This window comes from Ponticaulis profundi (assembly GCF_042659465.1).
In the GTDB taxonomy this organism is placed as follows: Bacteria; Pseudomonadota; Alphaproteobacteria; order Caulobacterales; family Hyphomonadaceae; genus Ponticaulis; species Ponticaulis profundi.
On the sequence record NZ_JBHSSW010000005.1, the window covers coordinates 204,609 to 226,732 of the forward strand.

At 55.7% G+C, this 22,124-nt stretch carries 23 protein-coding genes; 11 read left to right on the forward strand and 12 right to left on the reverse strand.

The window, feature by feature from the left end:
* Entirely contained in the window at positions 1 to 726 is a 726-nt protein-coding gene (otsB, locus tag ACFQDM_RS06065; RefSeq protein ID WP_377377116.1) for a trehalose-phosphatase, read from the forward strand.
* On the opposite strand, the gene ACFQDM_RS06070 is transcribed toward otsB, so the two are convergent.
* Positions 710 to 1,453 (reverse strand): hypothetical protein, encoded by a 744-nt coding sequence (locus ACFQDM_RS06070; RefSeq protein WP_377376817.1) that lies wholly within the window; start codon positions 1,451 to 1,453, stop codon positions 710 to 712. The genes otsB and ACFQDM_RS06070 overlap by 17 nt on opposite strands.
* Positions 1,454 to 1,572: 119 nt before the next feature.
* Between ACFQDM_RS06070 and yidD the strand changes: the two genes are divergently transcribed.
* From yidD to ACFQDM_RS06090, 4 genes are all read left to right on the forward strand, one after another.
* Positions 1,573 to 1,866, forward strand: a complete 294-nt coding sequence (gene yidD / locus ACFQDM_RS06075; RefSeq protein ID WP_377376819.1) for a membrane protein insertion efficiency factor YidD — start codon at positions 1,573 to 1,575, stop codon at positions 1,864 to 1,866.
* Between the two features lie 138 nt (positions 1,867 to 2,004).
* Positions 2,005 to 3,936 (forward strand): threonine--tRNA ligase, encoded by a 1,932-nt coding sequence (gene thrS / locus ACFQDM_RS06080; protein WP_377376822.1) that lies wholly within the window; start codon positions 2,005 to 2,007, stop codon positions 3,934 to 3,936.
* Between the two features lie 87 nt (positions 3,937 to 4,023).
* Entirely contained in the window at positions 4,024 to 5,256 is a 1,233-nt protein-coding gene (locus ACFQDM_RS06085; protein WP_377376825.1) for an O-antigen ligase family protein, read from the forward strand.
* Positions 5,253 to 6,209 (forward strand): glycosyltransferase family 2 protein, encoded by a 957-nt coding sequence (locus ACFQDM_RS06090; protein ID WP_377376828.1) that lies wholly within the window; start codon positions 5,253 to 5,255, stop codon positions 6,207 to 6,209. Before ACFQDM_RS06085 ends, ACFQDM_RS06090 begins: the two co-directional genes overlap by 4 nt.
* On the opposite strand, the gene ACFQDM_RS06095 is transcribed toward ACFQDM_RS06090, so the two are convergent.
* Both ACFQDM_RS06095 and ACFQDM_RS06100 read right to left on the reverse strand, forming a co-directional pair.
* Positions 6,162 to 7,070: a hydroxymethylglutaryl-CoA lyase gene (locus tag ACFQDM_RS06095; protein ID WP_377376830.1), complete on the reverse strand. Its 909-nt coding sequence runs from the start codon at positions 7,068 to 7,070 to the stop codon at positions 6,162 to 6,164. The genes ACFQDM_RS06090 and ACFQDM_RS06095 overlap by 48 nt on opposite strands.
* Positions 7,067 to 9,004, reverse strand: a complete 1,938-nt coding sequence (locus ACFQDM_RS06100) for an ArnT family glycosyltransferase (protein WP_377376833.1) — start codon at positions 9,002 to 9,004, stop codon at positions 7,067 to 7,069. The genes ACFQDM_RS06095 and ACFQDM_RS06100 overlap by 4 nt, the downstream gene beginning before the upstream one ends.
* Before the next feature lie 120 nt (positions 9,005 to 9,124).
* Between ACFQDM_RS06100 and ACFQDM_RS06105 the strand changes: the two genes are divergently transcribed.
* Together ACFQDM_RS06105 and ACFQDM_RS06110 are read left to right on the forward strand one after the other, a co-directional pair.
* Entirely contained in the window at positions 9,125 to 9,871 is a 747-nt protein-coding gene (locus ACFQDM_RS06105) for a glycosyltransferase family 2 protein (RefSeq protein WP_377377119.1), read from the forward strand.
* Between the two features lie 81 nt (positions 9,872 to 9,952).
* Positions 9,953 to 10,525 carry a hypothetical protein gene (locus ACFQDM_RS06110; protein WP_377376836.1) on the forward strand — a complete coding sequence of 191 codons (573 nt, stop codon included), beginning with the start codon at positions 9,953 to 9,955 and terminating at the stop codon, positions 10,523 to 10,525.
* 69 nt (positions 10,526 to 10,594) lie between these two features.
* Here ACFQDM_RS06110 and ACFQDM_RS06115 read toward each other — a convergent pair whose 3' ends face one another.
* Positions 10,595 to 10,738, reverse strand: coding sequence for a hypothetical protein (locus ACFQDM_RS06115; RefSeq protein WP_377376839.1), 144 nt, complete (start codon positions 10,736 to 10,738; stop codon positions 10,595 to 10,597).
* The gene (locus tag ACFQDM_RS06120; protein WP_377376842.1) at positions 10,735 to 11,085 is read right to left on the reverse strand and encodes a hypothetical protein; all 351 of its coding nucleotides are present in this window, start codon (positions 11,083 to 11,085) and stop codon (positions 10,735 to 10,737) included. The genes ACFQDM_RS06115 and ACFQDM_RS06120 overlap by 4 nt, the downstream gene beginning before the upstream one ends.
* 279 nt (positions 11,086 to 11,364) lie before the next feature.
* Here ACFQDM_RS06120 and xth point away from each other — a divergent pair, with 279 nt between their 5' ends.
* Positions 11,365 to 12,168, forward strand: coding sequence for an exodeoxyribonuclease III (gene xth / locus ACFQDM_RS06125; protein WP_377376845.1), 804 nt, complete (start codon positions 11,365 to 11,367; stop codon positions 12,166 to 12,168).
* A 12-nt stretch (positions 12,169 to 12,180) separates the two neighbouring features.
* Here the strand turns inward: xth and ACFQDM_RS06130 are convergent, their stop codons facing one another.
* The 4 genes from ACFQDM_RS06130 to leuC all read right to left on the reverse strand — a co-directional run bounded on the left by ACFQDM_RS06130 (position 12,181) and on the right by leuC (position 16,295).
* Positions 12,181 to 13,296 carry a hypothetical protein gene (locus ACFQDM_RS06130; protein ID WP_377376848.1) on the reverse strand — a complete coding sequence of 372 codons (1,116 nt, stop codon included), beginning with the start codon at positions 13,294 to 13,296 and terminating at the stop codon, positions 12,181 to 12,183.
* Positions 13,297 to 13,401: 105 nt separating this feature from the next.
* Positions 13,402 to 14,025: a rhomboid family intramembrane serine protease gene (locus ACFQDM_RS06135; RefSeq protein ID WP_377376850.1), complete on the reverse strand. Its 624-nt coding sequence runs from the start codon at positions 14,023 to 14,025 to the stop codon at positions 13,402 to 13,404.
* 15 nt (positions 14,026 to 14,040) lie between these two features.
* Entirely contained in the window at positions 14,041 to 14,727 is a 687-nt protein-coding gene (locus ACFQDM_RS06140; RefSeq protein WP_377376852.1) for a response regulator transcription factor, read from the reverse strand.
* A 149-nt stretch (positions 14,728 to 14,876) separates the two neighbouring features.
* Positions 14,877 to 16,295: a 3-isopropylmalate dehydratase large subunit gene (gene leuC, locus ACFQDM_RS06145; RefSeq protein WP_377376855.1), complete on the reverse strand. Its 1,419-nt coding sequence runs from the start codon at positions 16,293 to 16,295 to the stop codon at positions 14,877 to 14,879.
* Between the two features lie 190 nt (positions 16,296 to 16,485).
* Here leuC and ACFQDM_RS06150 point away from each other — a divergent pair, with 190 nt between their 5' ends.
* Positions 16,486 to 17,337, forward strand: a complete 852-nt coding sequence (locus ACFQDM_RS06150; RefSeq protein ID WP_377376858.1) for a prolyl hydroxylase family protein — start codon at positions 16,486 to 16,488, stop codon at positions 17,335 to 17,337.
* On the opposite strand, the gene ACFQDM_RS06155 is transcribed toward ACFQDM_RS06150, so the two are convergent.
* Positions 17,326 to 18,396, reverse strand: a complete 1,071-nt coding sequence (locus ACFQDM_RS06155) for a 5-(carboxyamino)imidazole ribonucleotide synthase (RefSeq protein ID WP_377376861.1) — start codon at positions 18,394 to 18,396, stop codon at positions 17,326 to 17,328. The two genes, ACFQDM_RS06150 and ACFQDM_RS06155, sit on opposite strands and share 12 nt — an antisense overlap.
* The gene (gene purE, locus ACFQDM_RS06160; protein ID WP_377376863.1) at positions 18,393 to 18,884 is read right to left on the reverse strand and encodes a 5-(carboxyamino)imidazole ribonucleotide mutase; all 492 of its coding nucleotides are present in this window, start codon (positions 18,882 to 18,884) and stop codon (positions 18,393 to 18,395) included. Before purE ends, ACFQDM_RS06155 begins: the two co-directional genes overlap by 4 nt.
* 167 nt (positions 18,885 to 19,051) lie before the next feature.
* On the opposite strand from purE, the gene ACFQDM_RS06165 reads away from it, so the two are divergent.
* Positions 19,052 to 19,807, forward strand: coding sequence for a GGDEF domain-containing protein (locus ACFQDM_RS06165; RefSeq protein ID WP_377376866.1), 756 nt, complete (start codon positions 19,052 to 19,054; stop codon positions 19,805 to 19,807).
* 6 nt (positions 19,808 to 19,813) lie between these two features.
* Here the strand turns inward: ACFQDM_RS06165 and ACFQDM_RS06170 are convergent, their stop codons facing one another.
* Positions 19,814 to 21,298 (reverse strand): MFS transporter, encoded by a 1,485-nt coding sequence (locus ACFQDM_RS06170; RefSeq protein WP_377376868.1) that lies wholly within the window; start codon positions 21,296 to 21,298, stop codon positions 19,814 to 19,816.
* 189 nt (positions 21,299 to 21,487) lie between these two features.
* Here ACFQDM_RS06170 and ACFQDM_RS06175 point away from each other — a divergent pair, with 189 nt between their 5' ends.
* Positions 21,488 to 22,108 (forward strand): TetR/AcrR family transcriptional regulator, encoded by a 621-nt coding sequence (locus tag ACFQDM_RS06175; protein WP_377376871.1) that lies wholly within the window; start codon positions 21,488 to 21,490, stop codon positions 22,106 to 22,108.
* Positions 22,109 to 22,124 lie beyond the last annotated feature (16 nt).

The following is a 22,124-nucleotide window of genomic DNA, read 5'->3' on the forward strand; positions in this document are numbered from 1 at the left end:
ATGCCTGCCGTGCCGCCTCTTCTGTCGCGCGAACACGCCGTCTTTCTTGATTATGATGGCACGCTCGTGGGCTTTGAAAGTCATGCCGCACAGGTTTTTCTGCCAGAAAGACGCTTAAATACGCTCCGGACGCTGTTTCAACATCTTGATGAGGGTCTCTGCATTATCAGCGGGCGCGATGTCAGAAACCTCAGCCAGCGTGTCCCAAAAGATGTCTGGCGCGCTGGAAGTCACGGGCTGGAATACTGTCTGCCGGATCATGTTCCCGACCACCCACCAGCGCCGGCGCCCCATGCACTTTTGCAGGCTGTTCGGCAGATTGCGGGCGATCACACCGGCGCAGAAGTCGAGGTCAAAGGCCAGGTCATCGCCCTGCACTACCGACATGCGCCTGATGCCAGAGCCGTGCTTCTCGAAGCCATGACGCAAGCCGTAAGCGGTTTTGATGATTACTCACTGCAACAGGGCAAACTCGTCTTCGAGGCAAAACCCTATCAGGCACATAAGGGGCGCTGCATCGAGACCCTGATGACCCTCAGTCCATTTCAGAACAGGATCCCTATCATGGTCGGCGACGATGCCACCGATGAAGACGCCATTGAGACCGTCAACCAGCTCGGTGGCTGGTCTGTTCGCATCGGCGCCGGCGAGACGAGCGCGACCTATCGTCTGGACACGCCAGAAGATGTCTGGCGCTGGATCGAAGCGTCTATCGCTTCCGGGTAAAGGGCACAGAGCAGGCCGGAACGCCCGGCTTCGTACCCGGATTGGCATCCACAAACGTCAGCGTATCGCCTTCCAGTCGCACCACGCCATCCTGCCGATCCTCCGGGATAAAGTTATTCCCCTTGATATCAAAGGTGAGCATGCCGGAGCTGGCATCATAGGTATAATCGCCCCAATAGTCGCGATAGGCTTCAAATGGCTGCCAGGTAAGCGAGAACCGGCCATCACCGAAAAAGCTCAGCTCCCGAATAATGCTCTCAGGAACGCACTCCCCCTCTTCCGGGCGCTGCGCCCAATAGCCGACAAGCGGTGTAGCGACAGGATCAACAATGTTGAATTCGCCGTATATGGAGCGCTCACCGTTGAATTCGGCTTCAAAGCGTATCGTCCGTGGTTCTGCAGCCTCGTCGATTACGAAATACGGCGTGCCATCTTCCAAACGCTCCACAGTAACCAGAGCCTCTTCTGGCATGATATCAATCTTGCCGATACAACCGCCTGGTCTTTCCTCCATCATGCCGGGATAGGCAGACGCGTAGGGATAAAGCGACAGACGCTCACCAGCTTCCCTGGAGGGCGGATCCAGCCAGAAAAGTAAGGGAAGGTCCTCCTCCCCACACGCATCTCCGGTGACCACGGGCTTGGCAGGATCGGGCACCGTCGTCTCACAGCCTGCCAGCAAGGACAGGCACAAGACGGGCGCAACCGCCATCAGTAATTTTTGCATGTCATCCCCCGCTTCTTTCCACCATGACGAAGTGAACGGAAAAATCGCAGCCTGTCCAGATGGTTGTCGGGCGCCTTCTCTCATGACTTTGCAATCCTTATCTGTTAAGGGAGCGGTTCATGATGAAGAAATACGCGCATATCTCGCCCGCACCCCGGGCCTTGCTGATCGGCTATAAGGCGACGCTTTCTGCGGCGCTCTATGCCTGTGGTGTGCGCTGCCGTCATGAACCCACCTGCTCGGAGTATGCCGCGGAAGCCTGGTCCCGCCATGGCTTTCTGACAGGCGCGCGCCTTGGCGCAGGTCGTCTGTTGCGCTGTCGTCCAGGCGGCACACAAGGCTATGACCCGGTTCCGGATGAGAAGCCGGGCTGGCGCTTCATAACGCCAACCACCACCACAACCCGAACTTAAAGCGCGTCTCGGTCGTCATCAGAGCTGCAGGCCGGGGCGCGAGAAAACCTTGCGGTGATCAATTGATCTCAACGCAGGGGGTGGTTTTGCAGACAAGTTCAGCTAAAGAACCTCAACAGGATTTGAGAGAGCAGAGATATGCTTGAAGTTACGCTGCCGGATGGCGCGAAAAAAGAATTTGAAGAAGGCGCATCCGCGATGGATGTTGCCGCTTCCATTTCAAAATCACTGGCCAAGAAAGCCCTGGCCGCCAAGGTAAATGGTGAGCTGTGGGATCTGAACCGCCCGCTGGAAGGCGACGCAGAGGTGGCAATAGTCACTGATCGCGATCCGGAAGCCCTGGAGCTGATCCGACACGATGCGGCCCACGTGCTCGCACAGGCTGTTCAGGAGCTTTATCCCGGCACGCAGGTCACGATTGGCCCGGTGATCGAAGACGGCTTTTATTACGACTTTGCCCGCGAAGAACCTTTCTCTTCCGATGACTTTGAGAAGATCGAAGCCAAAATGGCTGAGATCGTCGACCGTGATCTGCCGATTGAACGTCAGGTCTGGAAAAAGGAAGATGCCATCGCGCACTTCAAGGGCATTGGCGAGAAATACAAAGCGCAGATCATTGACGACATCATCCCGCCGGGTGAGCCGATCACACTGTATGCCCATGACGATCAGTGGTCAGATCTCTGCCGTGGTCCGCACCTGCCATCCACAGGCAAATTGCCGAAAGCATTCAAGCTGATGAAGCTTGCCGGTGCTTATTGGCGCGGCGATTCAAACAATGAAATGCTTCAGCGCATGTACGGGACAGCCTGGGCGAATGAGAAAGATCTCAAGGCCCATTTGCACCGTCTGGAAGAAGCCGAAAAACGTGACCACCGCAAGCTTGGCCGCGAACTGGATCTTTTCCATATGCAGGAAGAAGGTCGCGGCATGGTGTTCTGGCACAAAAAAGGCCTGACACTCTGGCATGCCGTCGAAGGTTATGTCCGTCGCCGCCTGGACGCAGAAGACTATGAAGAAGTGCGGACGCCGCAAGTGCTCGACCGCAAATTCTGGGAACAGTCTGGTCACTGGGACAAATATCGCGAAAATATGTTCATCGCTGAAACGGCCGAGGACGAAACGCTCTCGCTGAAGCCAATGAACTGCCCGGGCCACGTTCAGATCTTCAAACAGGGCCAGAAGTCCTATCGTGATCTGCCGCTGCGCATGGCTGAATTCGGCGCCTGTCACCGCTATGAGCCATCGGGCGCTCTGCACGGTCTGATGCGCGTTCGCGCCTTCACACAGGATGATGCGCACATTTTCTGTCGCGAAGATCAGATTGAAGATGAGACAGCGAAATTCATCACGTTGGCAAAATCCATCCATGCCGATTTCGGTCTTGAAACGCATCACATCAATCTGGCGACGCGTCCCGAGACACGTGCTGGCTCGGATGAGTTCTGGGACAAGGCAGAAACACAAATGCTGAACGCGGCGCGCAAGGCCGGTGTTGAGCCTGTGATCGCAGAAGGTGATGGCGCGTTTTACGCTCCGAAGCTCGACTTCATCGTCAAGGATGCCATCGGCCGCGAATGGACGTGCGGCACGATCCAGCTCGACTATGTGCTGCCGGATCGTCTGAATGCCGAATATGTTGGTGAAGATGGCAACAAGCACAAGCCGGTCATGCTGCACCGTGCGATCCTCGGATCGCTGGAACGCTTTATCGGTATTCTGATCGAGAACTGCGCTGGCGCTTTCCCAATGTGGCTGGCACCGACGCAGGTGGTTGTCGCGCCGATCTCGGATGAATCGAACGATTATGCCCGCGAAGTAAAGGCTGAACTCGAAGCGAAAGGCCTGCGCGTTGAAATCGACCTTCGCAATGAGAAGATCAACTACAAGATCCGCGAGCACTCGCATCAGAAAATCCCGTACATTGCCGTAGTCGGCAAGCGGGAAGCGGAAGAGCGCACCGTTGCACTGCGCCAGTTCGGCACGAAGAATCAGGAAATTCTGCCTCTCGACGAAACGAAGGCGCGCCTTGGACAGGAGGCTCTGCCACCTGACCTTGCAAAGGCGTAATTCGCTGAGAAAAAAGAGCTATATGACCTTGCAGCATAATCCTGCTCGGTCGTATGGCTTTAAGGATCGAAGCGGATAGGGGTATTCATGTCGGCATGGTTCTGGCTCATCGCCTGGGGGCTTTGGTGTCTGGTTATGAGCATGGGCGCGCAAGGCTTTTCGCCCGTCATGTCGCTCATTGGCCTGCTGGCCTTGCCGAAACTTGCTGATCTGAGATGGCCAGTACCACTTGATGTACTGGCCTTTCTGGTTTTTCTGGCCTGGTGCGTCGCAACCGCGCTCTGGTCGCCCTATTCGACCGGAAGCTGGATCACCATCGACCCCGCCAATGAGAACTATGCCGTCGACTCTCCGGGACTACGGATCACGCTGGTCAGCCTGCTTTGCATGCTGGGCTTCTGGCGGCTTTATTCTGTCGATGACAAATTCTATCGCCGTGTTCGTTCGGTTGGGCCGATCACCATTGGCCTGCAGATGCTGGTCTTTCTTTCGGCCGTGCTGGCCTTCGATGTGTTTCGCAGCTTTTTCAGCTTCAGCGACGACTTCAATATCGGCCAGAACATGATCCGCTCCGTCAATATGGCGATCCTGGCGCTCCCACTCCTGTTTTTCCTGATCCCGCGCGAAAAGCTCTCCCTCCGCCTGTTTTCCGTGCTGGTGGCCAGCGCCATTTGTATCGTCTATGCCGCGCGGGTGGACGGCCAGGCTGCCATTGTCGCGTTTGCCGTCATCATTGCAGTTGCCAGCCTCACACGCCTGATGGGGCGTTCGATCTTCCGCTTGCTCGGATACGGCACAGCAGTCGTGATCTTAACAATGCCCTTCGCTATGGATCTCATCATCGATACTGCCGCGAAAATGGATCAGGATTCGATCCCGTTATCATACGCGTCTCGCCTCTTCAGTTATGAATTTGTGATCGACAAAGTTCAGGAAAAATGGCTACTCGGCTGGGGCGTTGAAGCTTCCAAACAATGGAAAGAGACGACTGATTTCATCGTAAATGGTACGGTCGTGCAGTATCCGATCGTACCGGGGCATCCACACAATGCGCCGCTTCAGATCTGGGCCGAGACCGGTCTCGTCGGTGTGCTGCTCCTGAGTGCTTTTACAATTCTGCTTGGTGAACGTTTTGCACGCTCTGATGTAAATAATCCACAAGTTCTCATACCCGGGGCTTGCTTATGGGGCGGCTCTCTGGTGTATGCCGCCATGTCCTACAGCGTCTGGAATGACGCCTACTGGGCTGGTGTATTGTTTCTGGCAACGGGTGTGCTCGCGCTCTCCAAGCTTCTGCCTAAGGTTAAAAGTCCGGAATGACGCAAGTAGAGCAGCCGCTGCCGACGATCTCAGCGATCGTCGTGACCTTTTATTCCGGGCCGGCCCTGAAAGAATGCCTACACGCTCTGTGCGCCGAGGATGGCATCACAGAGATCATCGTTGTGAACAATGGTAATACAGACAAAGATCTGAACTGGCTCCGCAACTTCAAAAAGAAGTCCGGTCAACGCCGGTATGAACTAATAACCGGACACGGAAACATCGGCTTCGGCGCCGGCGTCAACATGGGTGCACGCGCTGCAGAATGCGATCGTCTGCTGATCATCAATCCGGATGCTGTCTTGCGCTATGGATCGCTTCCAAAGCTCGAAGCCGCGCGCAACGCGGGCGCAGAGCCCTGCCTGGTCGGCGGCAAGCTCTATTACGCGAGCGGCAAGGAACAGCGCGGTGGTCGGCGTGAATTGCTGACCCTGCCTCGTGCGATCACGACGTTTACCGGCCTTTCCCGGCTGGAGAAAATCATTCCACTGAAAGTGTTCCGTGACCTCCACCGCGAGAACGATCCCGAGCCATCCGGACCGGTTCCAATGCCGGTTGTGTCCGGCGCGCTCTGCTACATCTCCGCCCATGACTTCTGGACGGTTGACGGCTTCGATGAAGGATATTTCCTACACGTCGAGGACATCGATCTGTGCCGACGGATCGCGATTGCAGGTGGTCAGGTCATATATACACCGCATGGCGGCGCGCTTCATTACGGGTCGACCTCTGCCGTATCAGCCAATTTCGTCGAATGGCACAAGGCGAAGGGACTCTCGCGGTATTTCCGCATCTATTCCGCCTCACCTCTGGAGACATTTTTCGCAGGCGCGAGCCTGTATGCCTTCGCATTCGTGCTGATAGGCAGATCGACTGTGATCCGTGCATTCAACCAACTACGCGGCTCACTGAGCCGCAGGTTTCGGAAACGATCCCGCGCGAAGCAATCCTGACGGCACATCGTGGCCGAGTGCTTTCTCCAGCCAGCGCGCCGTTTCAATCATCGCCGATAGATCAATCCCGGTTTCAAAGCCGGCGCGCTCCAGCATATAGACAACATCTTCAGTCGCCACATTTCCGGTCGCGTTCGGTGCGAACGGACACCCCCCAATGCCCCCACAGCTCGCATCAATGACATCAACGTCATTACGGACCGCCGCAGCAACATTCGCAAGCCCGGTATTGCGCGTGTTGTGAAAATGCACGCGCATGAAAACATCCGGCGCATAAAGGCGAACTTCCTCGAGTCGCTTTTCAACTAACCACGGATCAGCCACGCCAATCGTGTCAGCAATAGCGAGTTCTCCAACACCTGCGCGTTGTGCCTGAGCGGCAAGACCACCAACCACGCCGTCAGGAATATCGCCGCTGAAAGGATCGCCAAAGGCGACACCAATCGTTGCTGTGAGTGAAATCCCGGCTTCATGCACCAAGGGCGCGCACTGCGTCAGCAAATCGGCGCTCTCTTGTGGGCTCATCCCCTGATTGCGTCGACCAAAGGCCTCTCCGGCAACCAACACGAAATTGATTTCATCCGCACCGGCCTCAATGGCGCGGCGAACACCTTTTTCGTTAAGCGCCAATGCGATGTATTGCGTTCCGGCTTTTCGAGGCACGCCCTCAAAAACCGCCGGACTGTCAGCCATTTTGGGAACAGCGCGCGGCGAGACGAAACTACCTGCTTCCATCCGCTTCACACCACATGCGCGCAGCCGCTCAATAAACTCCAGCTTCTGCTCCACCGAAAGGTCAGCAGGGTCGTTCTGAAGACCATCACGCGGCCCAACTTCAACAATATCAATGCGGCGCGTCATGAAGCACAGCCTCCCTGATCAACACGGACAGCAATAAAATGGACAGGGTCGCCATTCGAGTAGTTAAAGGCATAGTGCGGAGCGCTCTGTGTCACGCATCGCCCCTGCGCTTCAGCCTGACGACGAATGTCCTCTATATCGGCGTCGCTCACATCCCTGTCTTCCAGATTTAGCAGAAACACCATGACCGGCTCTTCACTTGCTGGCAAAAGCTCGGTCGACGAATAAGGGCTGATTTTTACGCCTGTGCCTGTGGTGAACACAAAACTTGGCTCGGCGAAGCCAATTGCCTGAACACCCGTTTCGCTCGGTGCCTCACAATCCGTCTGGCTCGGCAATCCGCAAACATCTTCAAGCGCTTCACGCGCAGTGGTCGTCGCCTGAACCCATGTCTGATTGGGCAGGAAACTGATCCGGGTATGCCAGCCAAGTGTCAGACTTGAAAGCAAAGCGAAGACGATTGCCAATCCGACCTTTCGCCCGATCGAACAGACAAAAACGCCCAACAGGCAGACGGCTCCTGGAATAAGGCTCCACCATATTTCAGGCGTTTGTTCTGTCCATGTGACCAGAACCTCTCCCCCATTGACCGTTTTAAAGTCTGACGCAGCATCTGCGCGCAACAGCGCAGACGCAATCGGTGAGGTAAAGATGAGCAGAGCCGCACCACCAAGCAGAAAGAAAACGAGCGATGCCCACCGGCTTATCGGCGCGCGCCCACGGTCCATGAGTTGCACCACGGCATAACCACAAAGAAGCGCGAGCGCCGGATATGCCGGCAGCACATAATGGCTGAGCTTTGTTGGCAGAAATTCGAAAACGATCCAGGTTGGAATGGCCCAGCTCGCAAGGAAAATCAGTGCAGAGGCATTGCGAGATTTGGAGACGATGCCTTTTATCGTCAGCGCGATGCCCGGTATGAGGAAAAGCGTCGCAGGGAAGAAGTGAATCAGAAGATGGGCAAGATGATAGCCAGGCGGCCCACCATGACCTTCTGAAGCTCCAACAACCTTGTCTTTCAGATCCTTGCCAACAGCGCCCCGGAAAAAGTCACCATCGGTTGCCAGTTGAATCCAGAGAAACCAGGGTAAAACCATTGCGACCCAGAGCAAGGGGCCGGGCCACCAGATCAACGCCTTGAACCAGTCTTCCCTGCGCTCATCCAGCACAAACCGAAGACCAACGCCGACCAGTACGAGCACACCCATTGCCTTGATGGCGTAACCAACGATCTGATCTGCGGCGCCGAAATCAATATAGTTGTCGATAAAGACAAGGATCAGCCCCGCTGACAGCCCTACCATCCATTGCCAGCCCCTTCGCTGCCATAGCGCTGCGCCAACGAGCGCCAGGAAGGCGACCATCGGAGTCACGGGCCCTTTGATCAGGAAACCGAAGCCCATGGCAAACCAGAACAAGATCGCGAGCGGCTTCAGTCGATACGTACCGGCGCGCATATGGATCAGCGCCGCCACGCCCAGTGTTGTTATGGCGACCAGAACGCCATCTGTTTTTGATATATGGGCCTCACTGGTCAGAAGGATGCCCGTTCCGAACAAGGCCGCACCTATAAAGGCAGCTCGCCTGCCAATCAGGGGAATACCGCCCCAGAACAGGGCGCAAGCGGCCAGCGCGCCGCCGATAAAGGACGGAAGACGATAGCTCCAGATCTGCTTGGCTTCCTTCGAAGAAAAGATCGCCGTCGTTGCCGACTGTAACCAGTGGATACCGGCTGGCTTCTTGTTACGCTCTTCATCCTGATAGCGGATCTTGATGTAGTCGCCCGTCTCCAGCATCTGCTTGGATGCCTGCGCGAAACGGGACTCGTCACGATCAAGTGCCGGCATGGTAAAGACGCCAGGCGCCGCGGTCACAAACGTCAGCAGAAACAAGAGCACATAAGCGCGAATGCCTCTGGTCCACTGATCCAGCATGGAGGTTTGCTCCATCGGTTCGATCCTTATTCGAAAAAGCCGATACATCGGCTGTGCTTTCTCTTATCTCCCTCTCGCATGTTTGAAAGACCTTCTGTAAGAGGGGGCGGTGAAAAAGTGATGGAGAATCGCGTGTCTGAAGCAGTCGAGCTCAGCATTGTTGTGCCAGTTCATAATGAATCCGGTAATGCGGCCAACCTTGCGCGTGAAATCGCAACCGCTTTGGAAGGTCGTGCATTCGAGCTGATTTTTGTGAATGACTGCAGCACCGACAACACGCTGGACGAGTTGATTGAGGCGCGCGCCGAACTTCCTCAGCTACGCATTCTGACGCATCGCAAAAATGCCGGGCAAAGCCGCGCCATCCACACTGGCATGATGGCAGCACGGGCACCGATTGTCGGAACTCTGGATGGCGATGGCCAAAACGATCCCGCAGACCTGCCTGCACTCTATCGCAAGCTTACGCGCGCTGATGCGCCAGCCGATCTTGCCATGGTGATGGGGCGACGCGCCAGCCGACAGGATTCAGCCTGGAAACGGTTTGGATCCAAATACGCCAATCGAATTCGTCAGAAGCTGCTGAATGATGGCTGCGATGATACGGGCTGCGGAATCAAGGTCCTCAAGCGCGACGTCTTTGTTCGCCTCCCCTATTTCGACCATATGCACCGCTATATGCCGGCATTGGTCAAAGCGGATGGCTTCAACACAGAATATATCGATGTAAACCATCGCGGCCGGATTCATGGTGTTTCGAAATACACGAATTTCGGCCGCCTTTCCGTCGCCTGGGCTGACATGCGCGGCGTCATCTGGCTCTGCAAGCGTCGCAGACTGCCCGGCGGCGTTGACGAAGTTCGTTAATTCCGACTTTATGATTGCGATGACGTTGACGCTTACGCGCGCCGGGACGTCCATCCAGCGCTGAGCAGGGGGCACAACGCGATGAGTGGATTTGGCGTGATGGGGCCGGGGCTGGCCGCAGCAAGACTGGAAGAGCGCAAGCGTCGCCAGGCCACAAGAGGCCAGAACAAACGACGGGGACGAGGTCCTATGATGGGAATATTCAGTGTCTTTCCACTCCTGACCATTCCGGTGGTGGTGTACAATCTCATGGCTTTTGTCTTCAACAAGGGGCCGGACCTTGTGGCCGGAGAAGCCGCGACGACCGCGCCTGCACTCGCCTCGACACTGGCGGCGCCGATCGTTTCCGTTCCAATGGTATCCGGCGCAAGCTGGACTATGGATGGCAGCGATATTCTAATCCTGATCAGCCTGCTTTTCCTGTTCGTTGAAATCCTGAAGTCCACCAGCACAGGCACAGCGACCATTCTGAACCATGCCGTTTCGATGATCCTGTTCATCGTCTGCCTGGTCGAATTTCTATTGTTCAAGAATTTCGCGACATCCGCCTTTTTCATCCTGACCATGATGACGCTGCTGGATGTGCTTGCCGGCGTGGTCGTGACAATTGTCTCAGCGCGACGTGACTTTGCTGTCGGCGAAGGGTTCAACTAACCTTCGCGACCGGCGCCAGTAATAGCGACAAGAATGACGGCCCCGCATGCATTCGCGTGCGGGTTTTTCTTATCCAAGAAAGAGAATGAGCGCAGCAAAGATCGACAGATCAAAGCTCAGCCAGCCGACACGCGATGCCCAATGTCGCTTTTGGGACGGAACCGCAAGATCAACACGCTCAGTCAGAAGCAGTTCGCCAGACATATGGGTCACGCCACATCTCCACGCGCCCGCATCGCCCCAAAAGGCTTGCGATATGCAGAGCGCACCTGCTGTTGCGTGACAGATGGTGCCGCTTCAACCTGACCAAGCAGGTGCGCGCCGAACTGCGCGGAGCACCAGCTTGAAGCCTCCTGGCGATGATGCTGATCGCTGGCACGTCGACCAGAGGTACGCCGGTCGGCGCCACGGCGATCACCCATGCGTCGGTTTCCGCGTGAGTGGGTTTCGCCTGCCTGGCTAGCTTCGCGCTCAAAGGAGAGCTTTTCTCGCTTCTCACGAGAAAATTTTGAATATCCTTGTGCCAGGCTGGCACGGCTCGCTGCTACGATCTGTGTCATGCCCTTGTTTTCGCAAGAAAAGGACCAATACCGAAAGCGTGCTTTTTTCGACACGCCAAAGACCTAACATATTTTTTATTTGTCTTTTTTCTTTTCCGTGGCATATTGGACACATAAGCGATCAGCCACAAAGCGTTGTCCCCCCGCAAGCTGGTCGCGGCCGGATTTTTCCCCTCCCGGCTCGGCGCAAAAGCCAGAACGCCCGGATCAGCACCCCCTGATCCGGGCGCTTCATTTCTCCCCTTGCCAGAAGAGACGCGCACAGGCACAGCTAGGTCCATGTCGACTCTTTCTGTTGTATCCTGGAACATCAATTCCGTTCGCCTGCGCGCGCCGCGCGTCGTTGATTTTCTGAACCGCCATCAGCCAGACGTGCTGTGTCTGCAGGAAATCAAATGCCGGGAAGCGCAATTCCCAAGCTCGGTTTTCACCGATGCGGGTTATCCGTATTTTCAGGTGGTCGGCCAGAAAGGACTGCACGGCGTTGCAACGATTTCCCGTATTCCGATCGAGCCTGTCGAGCCACCCGAGTTCTGCGGTCTCGGCCATGCCCGGATTGCAGCCTGCAAGGTCGGCGGCTTTGAGTTGCACAACATTTATCTGCCGGCTGGCGGAGATGAGCCCGATCCAGAGATCAACGATAAATTCGCGCACAAGCTCGATTTCCTCGAGCGCATGGAAAAGGTCTATGGCGCCTATGATCGCGACACACCGCTGATCGTTGTCGGCGACCTCAACATCGCACCACAGGAGCATGATGTCTGGTCACACAAGCAACTTCTGAAGGTTGTCAGCCACACACCGGTGGAGACTGACGCGATGGCGCGCATCATCGACGCCGGCGCCTTCTGCGATCTGGCGCGCCGCGAACATCCACCAGAAGAGAAGCTTTACACCTGGTGGAGTTATCGCGCGCGTGACTGGGAAGCGTCCAATCGCGGGCGACGACTCGATCATATCTGGGCCAATCCAGCAGCTGAGCCAAAGGCCATTTCGGGCAGCTACAAGATCTACAAAGAAGAACGCGGCGGCGAAAAGCCATCCGACCACGCACCAGTTCAAATGACCTTCAGCAGAGGCTGATCAGAGTCAGACTTAGTTGTGAGGGCCCGGCCTGAGGTAAATAGAAACCGGATAGATCGTTTCCCCGCCCTCACGGCAGGCTGGCACAGTGTCGCCATTCAAAACGGTTGCTCGCCAATCGCGGAAGACATTCTTATACGCTTTGAACATGTCCTGTTCGTCGCTCCACATAGGCGTGGCATCAACGATTTCCAGAAGAGACACTCTTCCATTGGGCAGCACATCCAGTTTCACCAAGACGCCAGCTGACCCGATGACCGTGAAACGTTTCGGCCAATAGAAATTCGGAGACTTCGGGCCGATATCTAGACGACATTGCTGATCAAATGTTGTGAGAAATCGCGGAATTGAGACCATCGGAAACCGTGATGCTTCCATACCTTCAGTGAGCTGCTTGGCTCGCAATTTTGCTGCAAAGACAGTGTACTTATAGAAAAGGGACTGCACATCGCCGCACTCCTGACGCTGATCACAGATCTTGCTCCATGCGCCAAGATTATGGCCGATCACTTCGAAGGTCTGCTCCCAGCCAGAGACATCTTCGAAATTGCGTTCGACAAGCTGAACGTTGAGCAATCTTAACCCCAGTGTCGTCAACCAGGCATGCTGATCGGCTGGCTTCAAAGATGGTGAGGCGAGCTGGGCGAGCTGGTAGGTTTGCGCCAAAGTCCCCTGATCCAGAGACTGCGTTGAAACCACATAAAGCATCTCGACCAATGTCCCCATGGTCCAGTCCACAGGATCTCCAGCGCGAGCGCTGACTGTGAACGCATCGACCGCTTTGGTGACAGCGCGATCCGTTTCACTTCCGGACGCCTGGAGCAAATCGATCAATGCTGAAATAAGCGCCGCCTCCTCACGATACGACTCATCTGCCAATTCATTGAGGGCCTCCACGCATTGCTCTGCCTGCGCAGTATTTCCGGTCCTGAGCAAAACAATTGAAGCGTCGTACAAGGCACCAGGGCCCGTGGGATCATCTGTGCATGCCGCCGCTTGTTGTGCAGCAGCCGCCCAGTTCATGTCTCCATTGTCCGTGGGAAAAAAGCGCACCGTATCGCGATCAATAGCGCCAGAGGCGTGCGCAGAAAGACAGAGTGAGAAGAGTCCAAAAATCAGAAACCGCATGCCAAATCCCAGCCTTGCCTGCACCCTTTCTACGGACACAACAACAATTGCTCAACTCAGGATTTTCAAAAAATATTGGCACGCCAAGACATGAAGCGACGACTGTCACCGTCGAAAGAACTTTTGCCTGAACTGGCGGACCAGATGCCTCGGCACCCCGGGGAACATGACAAGCGTGAGCACCAATCCGGCAATTGCGCCACCAAGATGGGCCTCATGCCCGATGGTTGAATTTGCAGCTCCCATCGCAAATGCCGAATAGCCGATATAAAGAACGGCAAACAGGATCGCTGGCACCGGAATGATCCCAAAGAAGAAGATCATCATGAACGGCACAAAAAGGCTAACGGCGATCATCACGCCGGATATCGCACCGGAAGCACCAACCGCCGCATAGAATGGCTCGTTGAAGTTGGCAAACAACGCCCACAGATTGCCAGCTAGCAAGGCTGCAAAATAGATAATCAGGAACCGCGTACGCCCCATCAGCCGATCACTTTCCAGCACCGGCCCGAAAAAGAACAGCGTGAACATATTGAACAGCAGGTGCATCAGGTCGGCATGCAGAAAACCTGCTGTCAGGAGCCGATAGATCTCACCGTCGCGAACAGGACCTACCTGAAACAGCATCGCTTCGAAGAAGGCCGGGCTATAGAAGGCAAACATCGAGATCAGAACATTGATCCCGATAAGCATATAGGTCACTGGCAGGCGGTTACTGACGGGCAAGATCGGCTCCTGGCATTACACTTGGAGGCGATAACCTCCGGTCTCGGTCAACAGCAAACGTGAATTGGCCGGATCTGGTTCGATTTTCTGACGCAGACGATACACATGCGTTTCCAGCGTGTGTGTTGTGACGGCCGCGTTATAGCCCCAGACCTCGCTGAGCAGCTCTTCCCGCGCAACAGCCTGACCGCTGGAACGATAGAGATATTTCAGAATATTCGTCTCTTTTTCCGTCAGACGCACTTTGCGTCCTTCGCTGTCGGTGAGCATTTTCGTGCTTGGACGAAACTCATAAGGCCCAACCTGAAAGACGGCATCCTCGCTCTGCTCAAAACTGCGCAGATGCGCGCGAACACGGGCGAGCAGCACCGAAAACTTGAACGGCTTGGTGACATAGTCATTCGCGCCGGAATCGAGCCCCAGAATGGTGTCCGCATCAGTGGTCTGTGCGGTCAGCATGATGATGGGTGAGCGCACACCGTCACGTCGCATCAGCTTGCAGGCATCGCGACCATCCATATCCGGCAGGTCGACATCCAGCAGGATCAGATCCACCCGGCCTGACTTGGCCTGTGTAATCCCGTCACACGCGTTTTCTGCCTCCACAATCGAGAAGGTTTCATACAGCTCGAACTGATCTTTCAATGCCCCGCGCAGGTCGGCATCGTCATCGATCAGCAAAATGGTTTTCGTGGCAGACATCTGGTCCCGCTCCAAACAAGTTTTCGCGACCCCCTATATTGTCATGTCAAATCAACTTTGTAGATGCAACTCGGTCAAGACGCGACACAAACACTACACAATCGCGTGTGGTGATGGAACTATGCCCCTTTTACCAGCCGAAAGACCCGTTAGTTGACGAGTACAGCGACCTTGCCACCCAGCGTGCCAGAGATCGCAGCACGTGCAGCAATACGCGGGCTCACAAGGTGCGTACGACCATCACGGCCCTGACGACCTTCGAAATTTCGGTTTGACGTCGATGCGCAACGCTCACCCGGCTCGAGCGTGTCCGGGTTCATGCCGAGGCACATGGAACAGCCCGGCTCACGCCATTCACAACCAGCATCGGTAAAAATCTTGTCGAGGCCTTCAGCTTCCGCCTGAGCACGCACCAGACCAGAGCCCGGCACGATCATGGCACGTACACCGTCTGCAACCTTATGGCCTTCAATTTCCTTCGCGGCTGCGCGCAGGTCTTCGAGGCGGGAATTGGTGCAGGAGCCAATAAATACGCGATCAACCTTGAGCTCGGCAATCGCTTCGCCCGGCGTCAGGCCCATATACTGAATGGCCCGCTTGGCCGCTTCACGCTTGACCGGGTCCTCGATCTCTTCAGGCACAGGCACGGTCGCGCTCAATGGCAGGGCCTGTTCCGGACTGGTGCCCCAGGTCACCGTAGGCGGCACCTCTTCACCCTTGATTTCGATCACTTCGTCCCACTGAGCATCCCTGTCAGAGTAAAGCGTTTTCCAATGACTGACCGCCATTTCCCAGGCGCCTGCCTTTGGCGCAGCCGGACGGCCTTTCATATAATCGAACGTGGTTTCATCCGGCGCGACAAGTCCGGCGCGTGCGCCGCCCTCAATCGACAGATTGCAGAGCGTCATACGCCCTTCCATGTCGAGCGCCTCAATCGCTTCACCCATATATTCAATGACATGGCCTGTGCCGCCCGCTGTACCGATGATGGAAATCAGATGCAGACCAAGATCCTTCGCTGTCACGCCTTCCGGCAGCTTGCCGGAAACTTTCACAGCCATATTCTTCATCTTGCGGGCACGGAGCGTCTGCGTGGCCAGAACGTGCTCAACCTCTGACGTGCCAATGCCATGCGCAAGTGAACCAAACGCGCCATGCGTGGATGTGTGACTGTCACCGCAGACAATGGTCATGCCCGGCTGGGTGCGCCCCTGCTCCGGGCCAACCACATGCACAATGCCATTGCGCAGATCGCCCATCGGAAAAAACTCGATCCCATGGCGCTTTACATTTCGCGACAGTGTTTCGAGCTGATTGCGGGCTTCCGGGTCCGTGACGCCCTCAATACCCGCCGCCTGATTTTGCGTGGGTGTATTGTGGTCAGCCACAGCCAGGGTGAGGTCTGGCCGACGCACTGGACGATTGTTCGCATGCAGGCCCGCAAACGCCTGTGGGGTTGTCACTTCGTGGATCAGATGAAGGTCAATGAATAGAAGCGCGTCGCCATCCGGGGTCTCGTCTACGAGGTGGGCATCCCAGATTTTGTCGTACAGCGTCTTACCAGTCATTTTCATCTTCACTTATTTTATGAATTGAAGCGCTCTTCTTCCAAGAAGGCAGCCTTTTGTCCAGATAGGATGGAATATCCTTTCGCAAAAGGTCCATCAGGCGGTGAAATGTCACGGATTTCAGACGCTGTTCAACCGCTCGCAAAACGTGTAGCCAAGGGCCTGACACCTACGGTTTGGAATTTGCGGCATGCCACTGACACAGAGCCAGCTCACCGAATGGAGCAACTGGTGTAAAACCAATCTGCACAGAGGGCTCAGCCCGGCCTCTCTGGCAGAGCAGATGTCCAGATCCGGCATTGAGCAGGCCTATATCGAAAAAGCGCTCGGCCCGGCTTTTGGCACAGAGGTTCGCGCAGCCAGCCATGATGCCTTTGCCAATTGCGCGATCACAAAGCGGGTCGGACAAACCCCTGGTGTAAAAAAGCTTGCTACCCGCAAGGCACAAGTCTTCACCTGGGCTGATTTCCTGACCGCCGCTGAATGCGACAAGACGATTCAGCTGATTGAAGGACACTTGCGTCCCTCCACCGTCACCGACACGCGCGGCGATGCAAATGTCCGAACATCCTCAACTTGCGACCTCGGAGAGCTTTCCGATCCATTTGTGTTTGATCTCGACCGTAAAATCTCTGCAGCTCTGGGCATACACTGGAGCTATTCCGAGCCCAATCAGGGACAGAAATATCTCGTCGGACAGGAGTTCAAATCGCACACGGACTATTTCGAGCCAAGAACAGCGGAGTACCTGCCGAACACGGCTGAGCGTGGTCAACGCACCTGGACCTTCATGGTGTATCTGAACTCCACACCGGAAGGCGGTGCAACGCGTTTCCCGCGTCTGGAAAAGCTGTTCCGTCCGAAACAGGGCATGGCCGTCATCTGGAATAATCTCACCCCGGAAGGCGAACCGAACCCCTACACACTGCACCATGGCATGAAGCCACGGCGCGGCGAGAAATACATCATCACGAAATGGTTTCGCGAACGCGGCTGGGCACCGCTCGACTATACCGAAGAGATGGCGGCGTCAGGGGTTTAAGCGCTTGACGACGTGACCCATTTTCCGGCCCGGGCGCGCATCGCGCTTGCCGTAAAGAGTCGTCATGGCACCAGGACCTCGCAGGCCGAAATGGCCGTCAATATCGTCGCCGAGCAGATTGGTCATTTCCACATCCATCAGGCGTGTCACCGGACCAAGCGGCCAGCCTGCAATGGCACGGATATGCTGTTCGAACTGACCTGTCAGACAGGCTTCCGGCGTCCAGTGCCCGGAATTATGCACGCGCGGTGCCATCTCGTTCAGCAAAAGGCCACCATCTTCCAGAACGAAGAACTCCACCGCCAGCACACCGATGTGGCCGAGCGCCTCAATCAGCCGGCTCGCGGCTTCCACGGCGCGGCGCTGCACATCTGCCGGGAAACGTGCCGGCACGATAGAGCGATGCAGAATGCCATTCTTGTGATGGTTCTCAGCCGGATCGAAGGCGACAATCTCACCCGTGGTGCTGCGCGCGAGCACGACTGACATCTCACCGGCAAACGGGATCATCGTTTCCAGAATGGCCGGAGCCTCGCCAATTTTTTCATAAGCTGCGCCAGCGTCATCACCGGTCGAGAGGCGCACCTGTCCGTGTCCGTCATATCCATCACGGCGCGTTTTGAGAATGCCGCGGCCGTCAAGTTCGTCCAGCGCTGCATTCAGCGTATCAGCAGAATCAATCAGCCAGTAACGAGCCGTTTCCACACCGCAGCCTTGAGAGAACTGCTTTTCCAGATGGCGATCCTGACAGACTTCGAGCGACTTCTTTCCCGGATGCACTTTGGCGTCCATGTCGGTCAGCATCTGAACAGCCGGAACCGGAACATTCTCGAACTCCAGCGTGATCACATCGCAGCGAACTGACAGTTCTGCGAGGGCATCCTTATCGGTGTATTCGGCGCAGATATTGTGCGCGGCGATACGGCCTGCCGGACTGTCTTCATTCGGACCCATGACCACAACATCAAAGCCGAGCATTGCCGCCGAACAGCCGAGCATACGCCCAAGCTGGCCATCACCGAGAATGCCAATACGTGAACCGATAGGAAGTGGTCTCATGGATCAACCGGGAAGTCCGTCACTGCATCTGTCTGTGCCTGCCGATAGGCTTTCAGGCGCTCACATACACCCTCATCCTGCAACGCGACAACCGAAGCTGCGAGAAGCGCTGCATTGATCGCACCCGCCTTGCCAATAGCAAGTGTGCCGACCGGGACACCTTTTGGCATCTGCACGATGGACAAGAGACTATCCATCCCTTTCAGCGTGGCGCTTTCCATTGGCACGCCAAAAACCGGCAAATGTGTCAGCGCCGCGACCATGCCCGGAAGATGCGCCGCGCCGCCAGCGCCTGCAATAATCACCTGAATACCGTTTGCTTCGGCTTCCTTTGCATACGTAAACATGCGGTCAGGGGTACGGTGCGCAGACACGATCCGTGCTTCATAAGGAATCTGAAGCTCTTCCAGGATTTCCTTGGCGTTACTCAGGACCGGCCAGTCAGACTGGCTGCCCATAATGATGCCAACGCTCGGGGATTTCGTCATTTACGGTCTCTTCCGGCAAAGCGCCAATTTATTGAAAGCGCGCCCTGTGGCAAGAGATAGGGAGAAATAGTTCGGTATTCGAAGTCGTTTTCAGCGCATTCATGTCGAAATTAACGCCCCGCTAAAGTCTCGACGGCATTCTGAAGACCGATTAAAGGGATTTATTCATGTCTCAGCGGACCGGAGACGGCACGGCCATGTCGAAGCATTCAGATCTGAAATCAGATTCGGAAAAAGCGGCTGGTTCGTCAAGCGTTGTCCCGTTTCCGATCAAGACCCAGCTCGATGCTTTGCTGCAATCCGCCGGCTGGACCTATGACGATCTCGACGCCACACAAATTCGCGTGCTTGCAGGCCTTGTCTCCGAGCGGAGCAAACTGGTCGAAACGATCCAGAACCTGAACCTTGAACTTGAGCGCGCCCAGAGCGTCGCCGACCATGATCCGCTGATCCCGATCTATAATCGCCGGGCCTTTGTCCGCGAACTCTCACGACAGCTGTCCTTCTGCTATCGCTATGAAAACCGGGCCTGCCTGATCTATATGGATCTGGACCACTTCAAGGACATTAATGATCGCTTCGGCCATTCCACCGGCGATCTGGCGCTGAAGAAATTCGGCGAAGTCCTGATCGCCCATACCCGAGAATCGGACCTGATCGGGCGACTTGGCGGCGACGAGTTTGCTGTCTTGCTGATCAATGCCAGCCTTGATGATGCGCGCCAGAAGGCTGACATGTTCCGCCAGGATATCGAGCAGATGGTCTTCGGCACCGAACCCCACGCTTTAAGCCTCGGCGTCTCCTTTGGAGTCGTTGCATGGGAACGCGGTGAAGCCCCGGAAGCGCTGATCAACCGGGGCGACGAAGCCATGTATGTCGACAAGCGGAGCCGTAAACGCTCCGCCAGCCGCATGGGCTCCTGATCCAGATCAGGTGACCTCTTCACGCCTCGCAGCAAGTTCTGCCAGATTTCTTTCATGTCCGGCCCGCGTGAGCCGATAGAAGAATATGCAGCAGATCATACCGCCCCAGATCAGCAGGACCGTCGGCACGTAATATAGTCCGAAGCGGAAAAGGGCAGCGTCTGACACTTCATCCGGCGATGCACCGGTCGGGAAGTCTGCAGCCACCAGCACAAGGGTCGCGGTCATGAGGCCCAGGCCCTGCACCATTTTGCGCACAAAGGTCATGGCGGATGCGAACACACCTTCCGAGCGGCGGTGATTTCGCACTTCATCCTGTTCGACCAGGTCGGCCATCATGGATGTAATGAGCACCTGAAAGCAGATGATCAGGCCAACATCAATGAGATTGGCGCAAAACACAAACCAAAACACGAACGGGTTGCCATTTTCCGGCATCACACCGATCAGACGCAACACGATGGGCAGCGGAGAGCCAATCACCGCAATCGATCCAATGAGAATGGCGGCCCGCTTCTTTCCCATGTGTCGGGTTGCAATAGGCGCAAGTAGCGTCCCGATGACGGCCGAACCAAAGACAGCCAGGGTCAGAAGGCCTGTCTGACCGGACGAAAAGCCCCAGAAATAAGAATAGAAGTAAAAGGCAAGTGCGGTCGTGAGTCCTGTCGCAACCGCACCAAACATGGCCGCACCAAACAGGGAGAGAAAGGACCGCTCCCATAAAGTCGCACGAACCTGCCGAAAGATTTCAAGCGGCGGCAATCTCGCCTCTGCCTTCGGCTTGGTCAGATGTTTGATCCGGTGGTGCGTACCAATGGCTGAGATCATGATCGCCGAGAACATGAGCAGCGACGCAATGACACCATAAATCCTGTAGGATTCGGGATTGAACTGTCCGTTCGGTATGACTTCGCTGGCCATGCTGGCGAAAATGACCAGAAACATGAAAACCGTCATGGCGTTTCCGCCGACCCAGCCGAAGAAGAACCGGAAGCTGATCAGCGTACTCCGCTCTTCGTAATCACTCGTCAGTTCATAGCCGAGCGCCGTGCTTGGCGTTTCGTAAAAGGTGATAAAGGTCCGGATCAGAATAGCCAGGCCCAGAATGTACCAGAACAGAGACTGATCTGACCAACCTGATGGCGGGACCCAGAGAAAGTAATAGGATGCCGCGACCGGTAATGCTGCTGCGTACATGAAGGGGTGGCGCCGCCCAAGAGGCGAATTCATCCGATCTGACCACCACCCGACGACCGGATCAGAAATTGCATCAAAGATTAGCGCAATCAGAATTGCGAATCCGACAAGTCTTGGATCAACTCCGACGACCTGACTGTAGAAAAGCAAAAGAAAATAGTTGAAACCGCCATCTTTTACTGCGTAAGAGATCGCTCCAATTCCGTAAGACAGGCGCGTAAGAAAGCTCGTATCTGACTTCTTTTCATACCTGCCTACGGATTTCGCCTGTGTTTCAGGCAAAGCCATAGTCATTGTGTTTCCTCCCAAATGCCGGCCATTTTCTGGCTCTGACACTTGATGGTAGCACACTTTACTGATTTGGCCGCCTCTGGTCTGTCAGCATTGTTAGCTTGCTCAGCTTATGCAAGCCTGCAAAAAAACCCGTATGCGCCGACGGTGTGTAAGACAATAACGAACGGTCAGAATAACTGGAGGATCGCCATGACAAAGTTTCCGTTGCGTACAAAGCGGAAAATGGCGACACGCGAAAAACTGGTCAGCGCTGCACGCCAGCTCTTCCTTTCAAAGGGGTATGACAATACCACCCTGGAGGAAATTGCTGAGCTCGCAGGCCTGCACGTCCAGACCCTTTATCGCCATTTCGGAACCAAACAGGACCTCGCCAAAGCCGGTGACGAGCATTGGTATCGCGCCTTTGAATCCGCAATTCGCGAGAAACCCGACACGCAGAGCACGTTACAATTCTGGCGCGAATGGATGACCACGACGACAGAAGAGCTGCTCGAAGAAGGTGAGATGTATCGCTCTCACCTGCGCATGCGCACCATGTCACCTGCCATCCTTGGCGCAACGATTGCCATTCGCAATCGCTATGAAGACCTGCTGACGAACTACATCGCTCAGGACTTCAATATGTCACCGGATGGCGTATCGATCCCGCGCCTTGTGGCCGGCATGCTGCTGTCAGGCAACGATCATGCCCGTCGCCTTTATGAGCAGGGCGGCAGCGACATCAAGAATGACACGGAAAAAGTAGTCGATCTGACCATTCAACTGGTCGGCCATCTGGACCGCCAGCACGCGCACGAAGACGCTATATAGGGTGGGAACTTCGCCA

Coding starts and splice junctions, on each gene's coding strand:
- otsB (WP_377377116.1), top strand. CDS start 1: ATGCCTGCCGTGCCGCCTCTTCTGTCGCGCGAACACGCCGTCTTTCTT.
- leuC (WP_377376855.1), bottom strand. CDS start 16,295: ATGACTGGTAAGACGCTGTACGACAAAATCTGGGATGCCCACCTCGTA.
- ACFQDM_RS06150 (WP_377376858.1), top strand. CDS start 16,486: ATGCCACTGACACAGAGCCAGCTCACCGAATGGAGCAACTGGTGTAAA.
- ACFQDM_RS06110 (WP_377376836.1), top strand. CDS start 9,953: ATGAGTGGATTTGGCGTGATGGGGCCGGGGCTGGCCGCAGCAAGACTG.
- ACFQDM_RS06105 (WP_377377119.1), top strand. CDS start 9,125: ATGGAGAATCGCGTGTCTGAAGCAGTCGAGCTCAGCATTGTTGTGCCA.
- ACFQDM_RS06155 (WP_377376861.1), bottom strand. CDS start 18,396: ATGAGACCACTTCCTATCGGTTCACGTATTGGCATTCTCGGTGATGGC.
- xth (WP_377376845.1), top strand. CDS start 11,365: ATGTCGACTCTTTCTGTTGTATCCTGGAACATCAATTCCGTTCGCCTG.
- ACFQDM_RS06090 (WP_377376828.1), top strand. CDS start 5,253: ATGACGCAAGTAGAGCAGCCGCTGCCGACGATCTCAGCGATCGTCGTG.
- ACFQDM_RS06095 (WP_377376830.1), bottom strand. CDS start 7,070: ATGACGCGCCGCATTGATATTGTTGAAGTTGGGCCGCGTGATGGTCTT.
- ACFQDM_RS06170 (WP_377376868.1), bottom strand. CDS start 21,298: ATGACTATGGCTTTGCCTGAAACACAGGCGAAATCCGTAGGCAGGTAT.
- ACFQDM_RS06100 (WP_377376833.1), bottom strand. CDS start 9,004: ATGCTGGATCAGTGGACCAGAGGCATTCGCGCTTATGTGCTCTTGTTT.
- ACFQDM_RS06070 (WP_377376817.1), bottom strand. CDS start 1,453: ATGCAAAAATTACTGATGGCGGTTGCGCCCGTCTTGTGCCTGTCCTTG.
- ACFQDM_RS06120 (WP_377376842.1), bottom strand. CDS start 11,085: ATGACACAGATCGTAGCAGCGAGCCGTGCCAGCCTGGCACAAGGATAT.
- purE (WP_377376863.1), bottom strand. CDS start 18,884: ATGACGAAATCCCCGAGCGTTGGCATCATTATGGGCAGCCAGTCTGAC.
- ACFQDM_RS06165 (WP_377376866.1), top strand. CDS start 19,052: ATGTCTCAGCGGACCGGAGACGGCACGGCCATGTCGAAGCATTCAGAT.
- yidD (WP_377376819.1), top strand. CDS start 1,573: ATGATGAAGAAATACGCGCATATCTCGCCCGCACCCCGGGCCTTGCTG.
- ACFQDM_RS06140 (WP_377376852.1), bottom strand. CDS start 14,727: ATGTCTGCCACGAAAACCATTTTGCTGATCGATGACGATGCCGACCTG.
- ACFQDM_RS06085 (WP_377376825.1), top strand. CDS start 4,024: ATGTCGGCATGGTTCTGGCTCATCGCCTGGGGGCTTTGGTGTCTGGTT.
- thrS (WP_377376822.1), top strand. CDS start 2,005: ATGCTTGAAGTTACGCTGCCGGATGGCGCGAAAAAAGAATTTGAAGAA.
- ACFQDM_RS06130 (WP_377376848.1), bottom strand. CDS start 13,296: ATGCGGTTTCTGATTTTTGGACTCTTCTCACTCTGTCTTTCTGCGCAC.
- ACFQDM_RS06175 (WP_377376871.1), top strand. CDS start 21,488: ATGACAAAGTTTCCGTTGCGTACAAAGCGGAAAATGGCGACACGCGAA.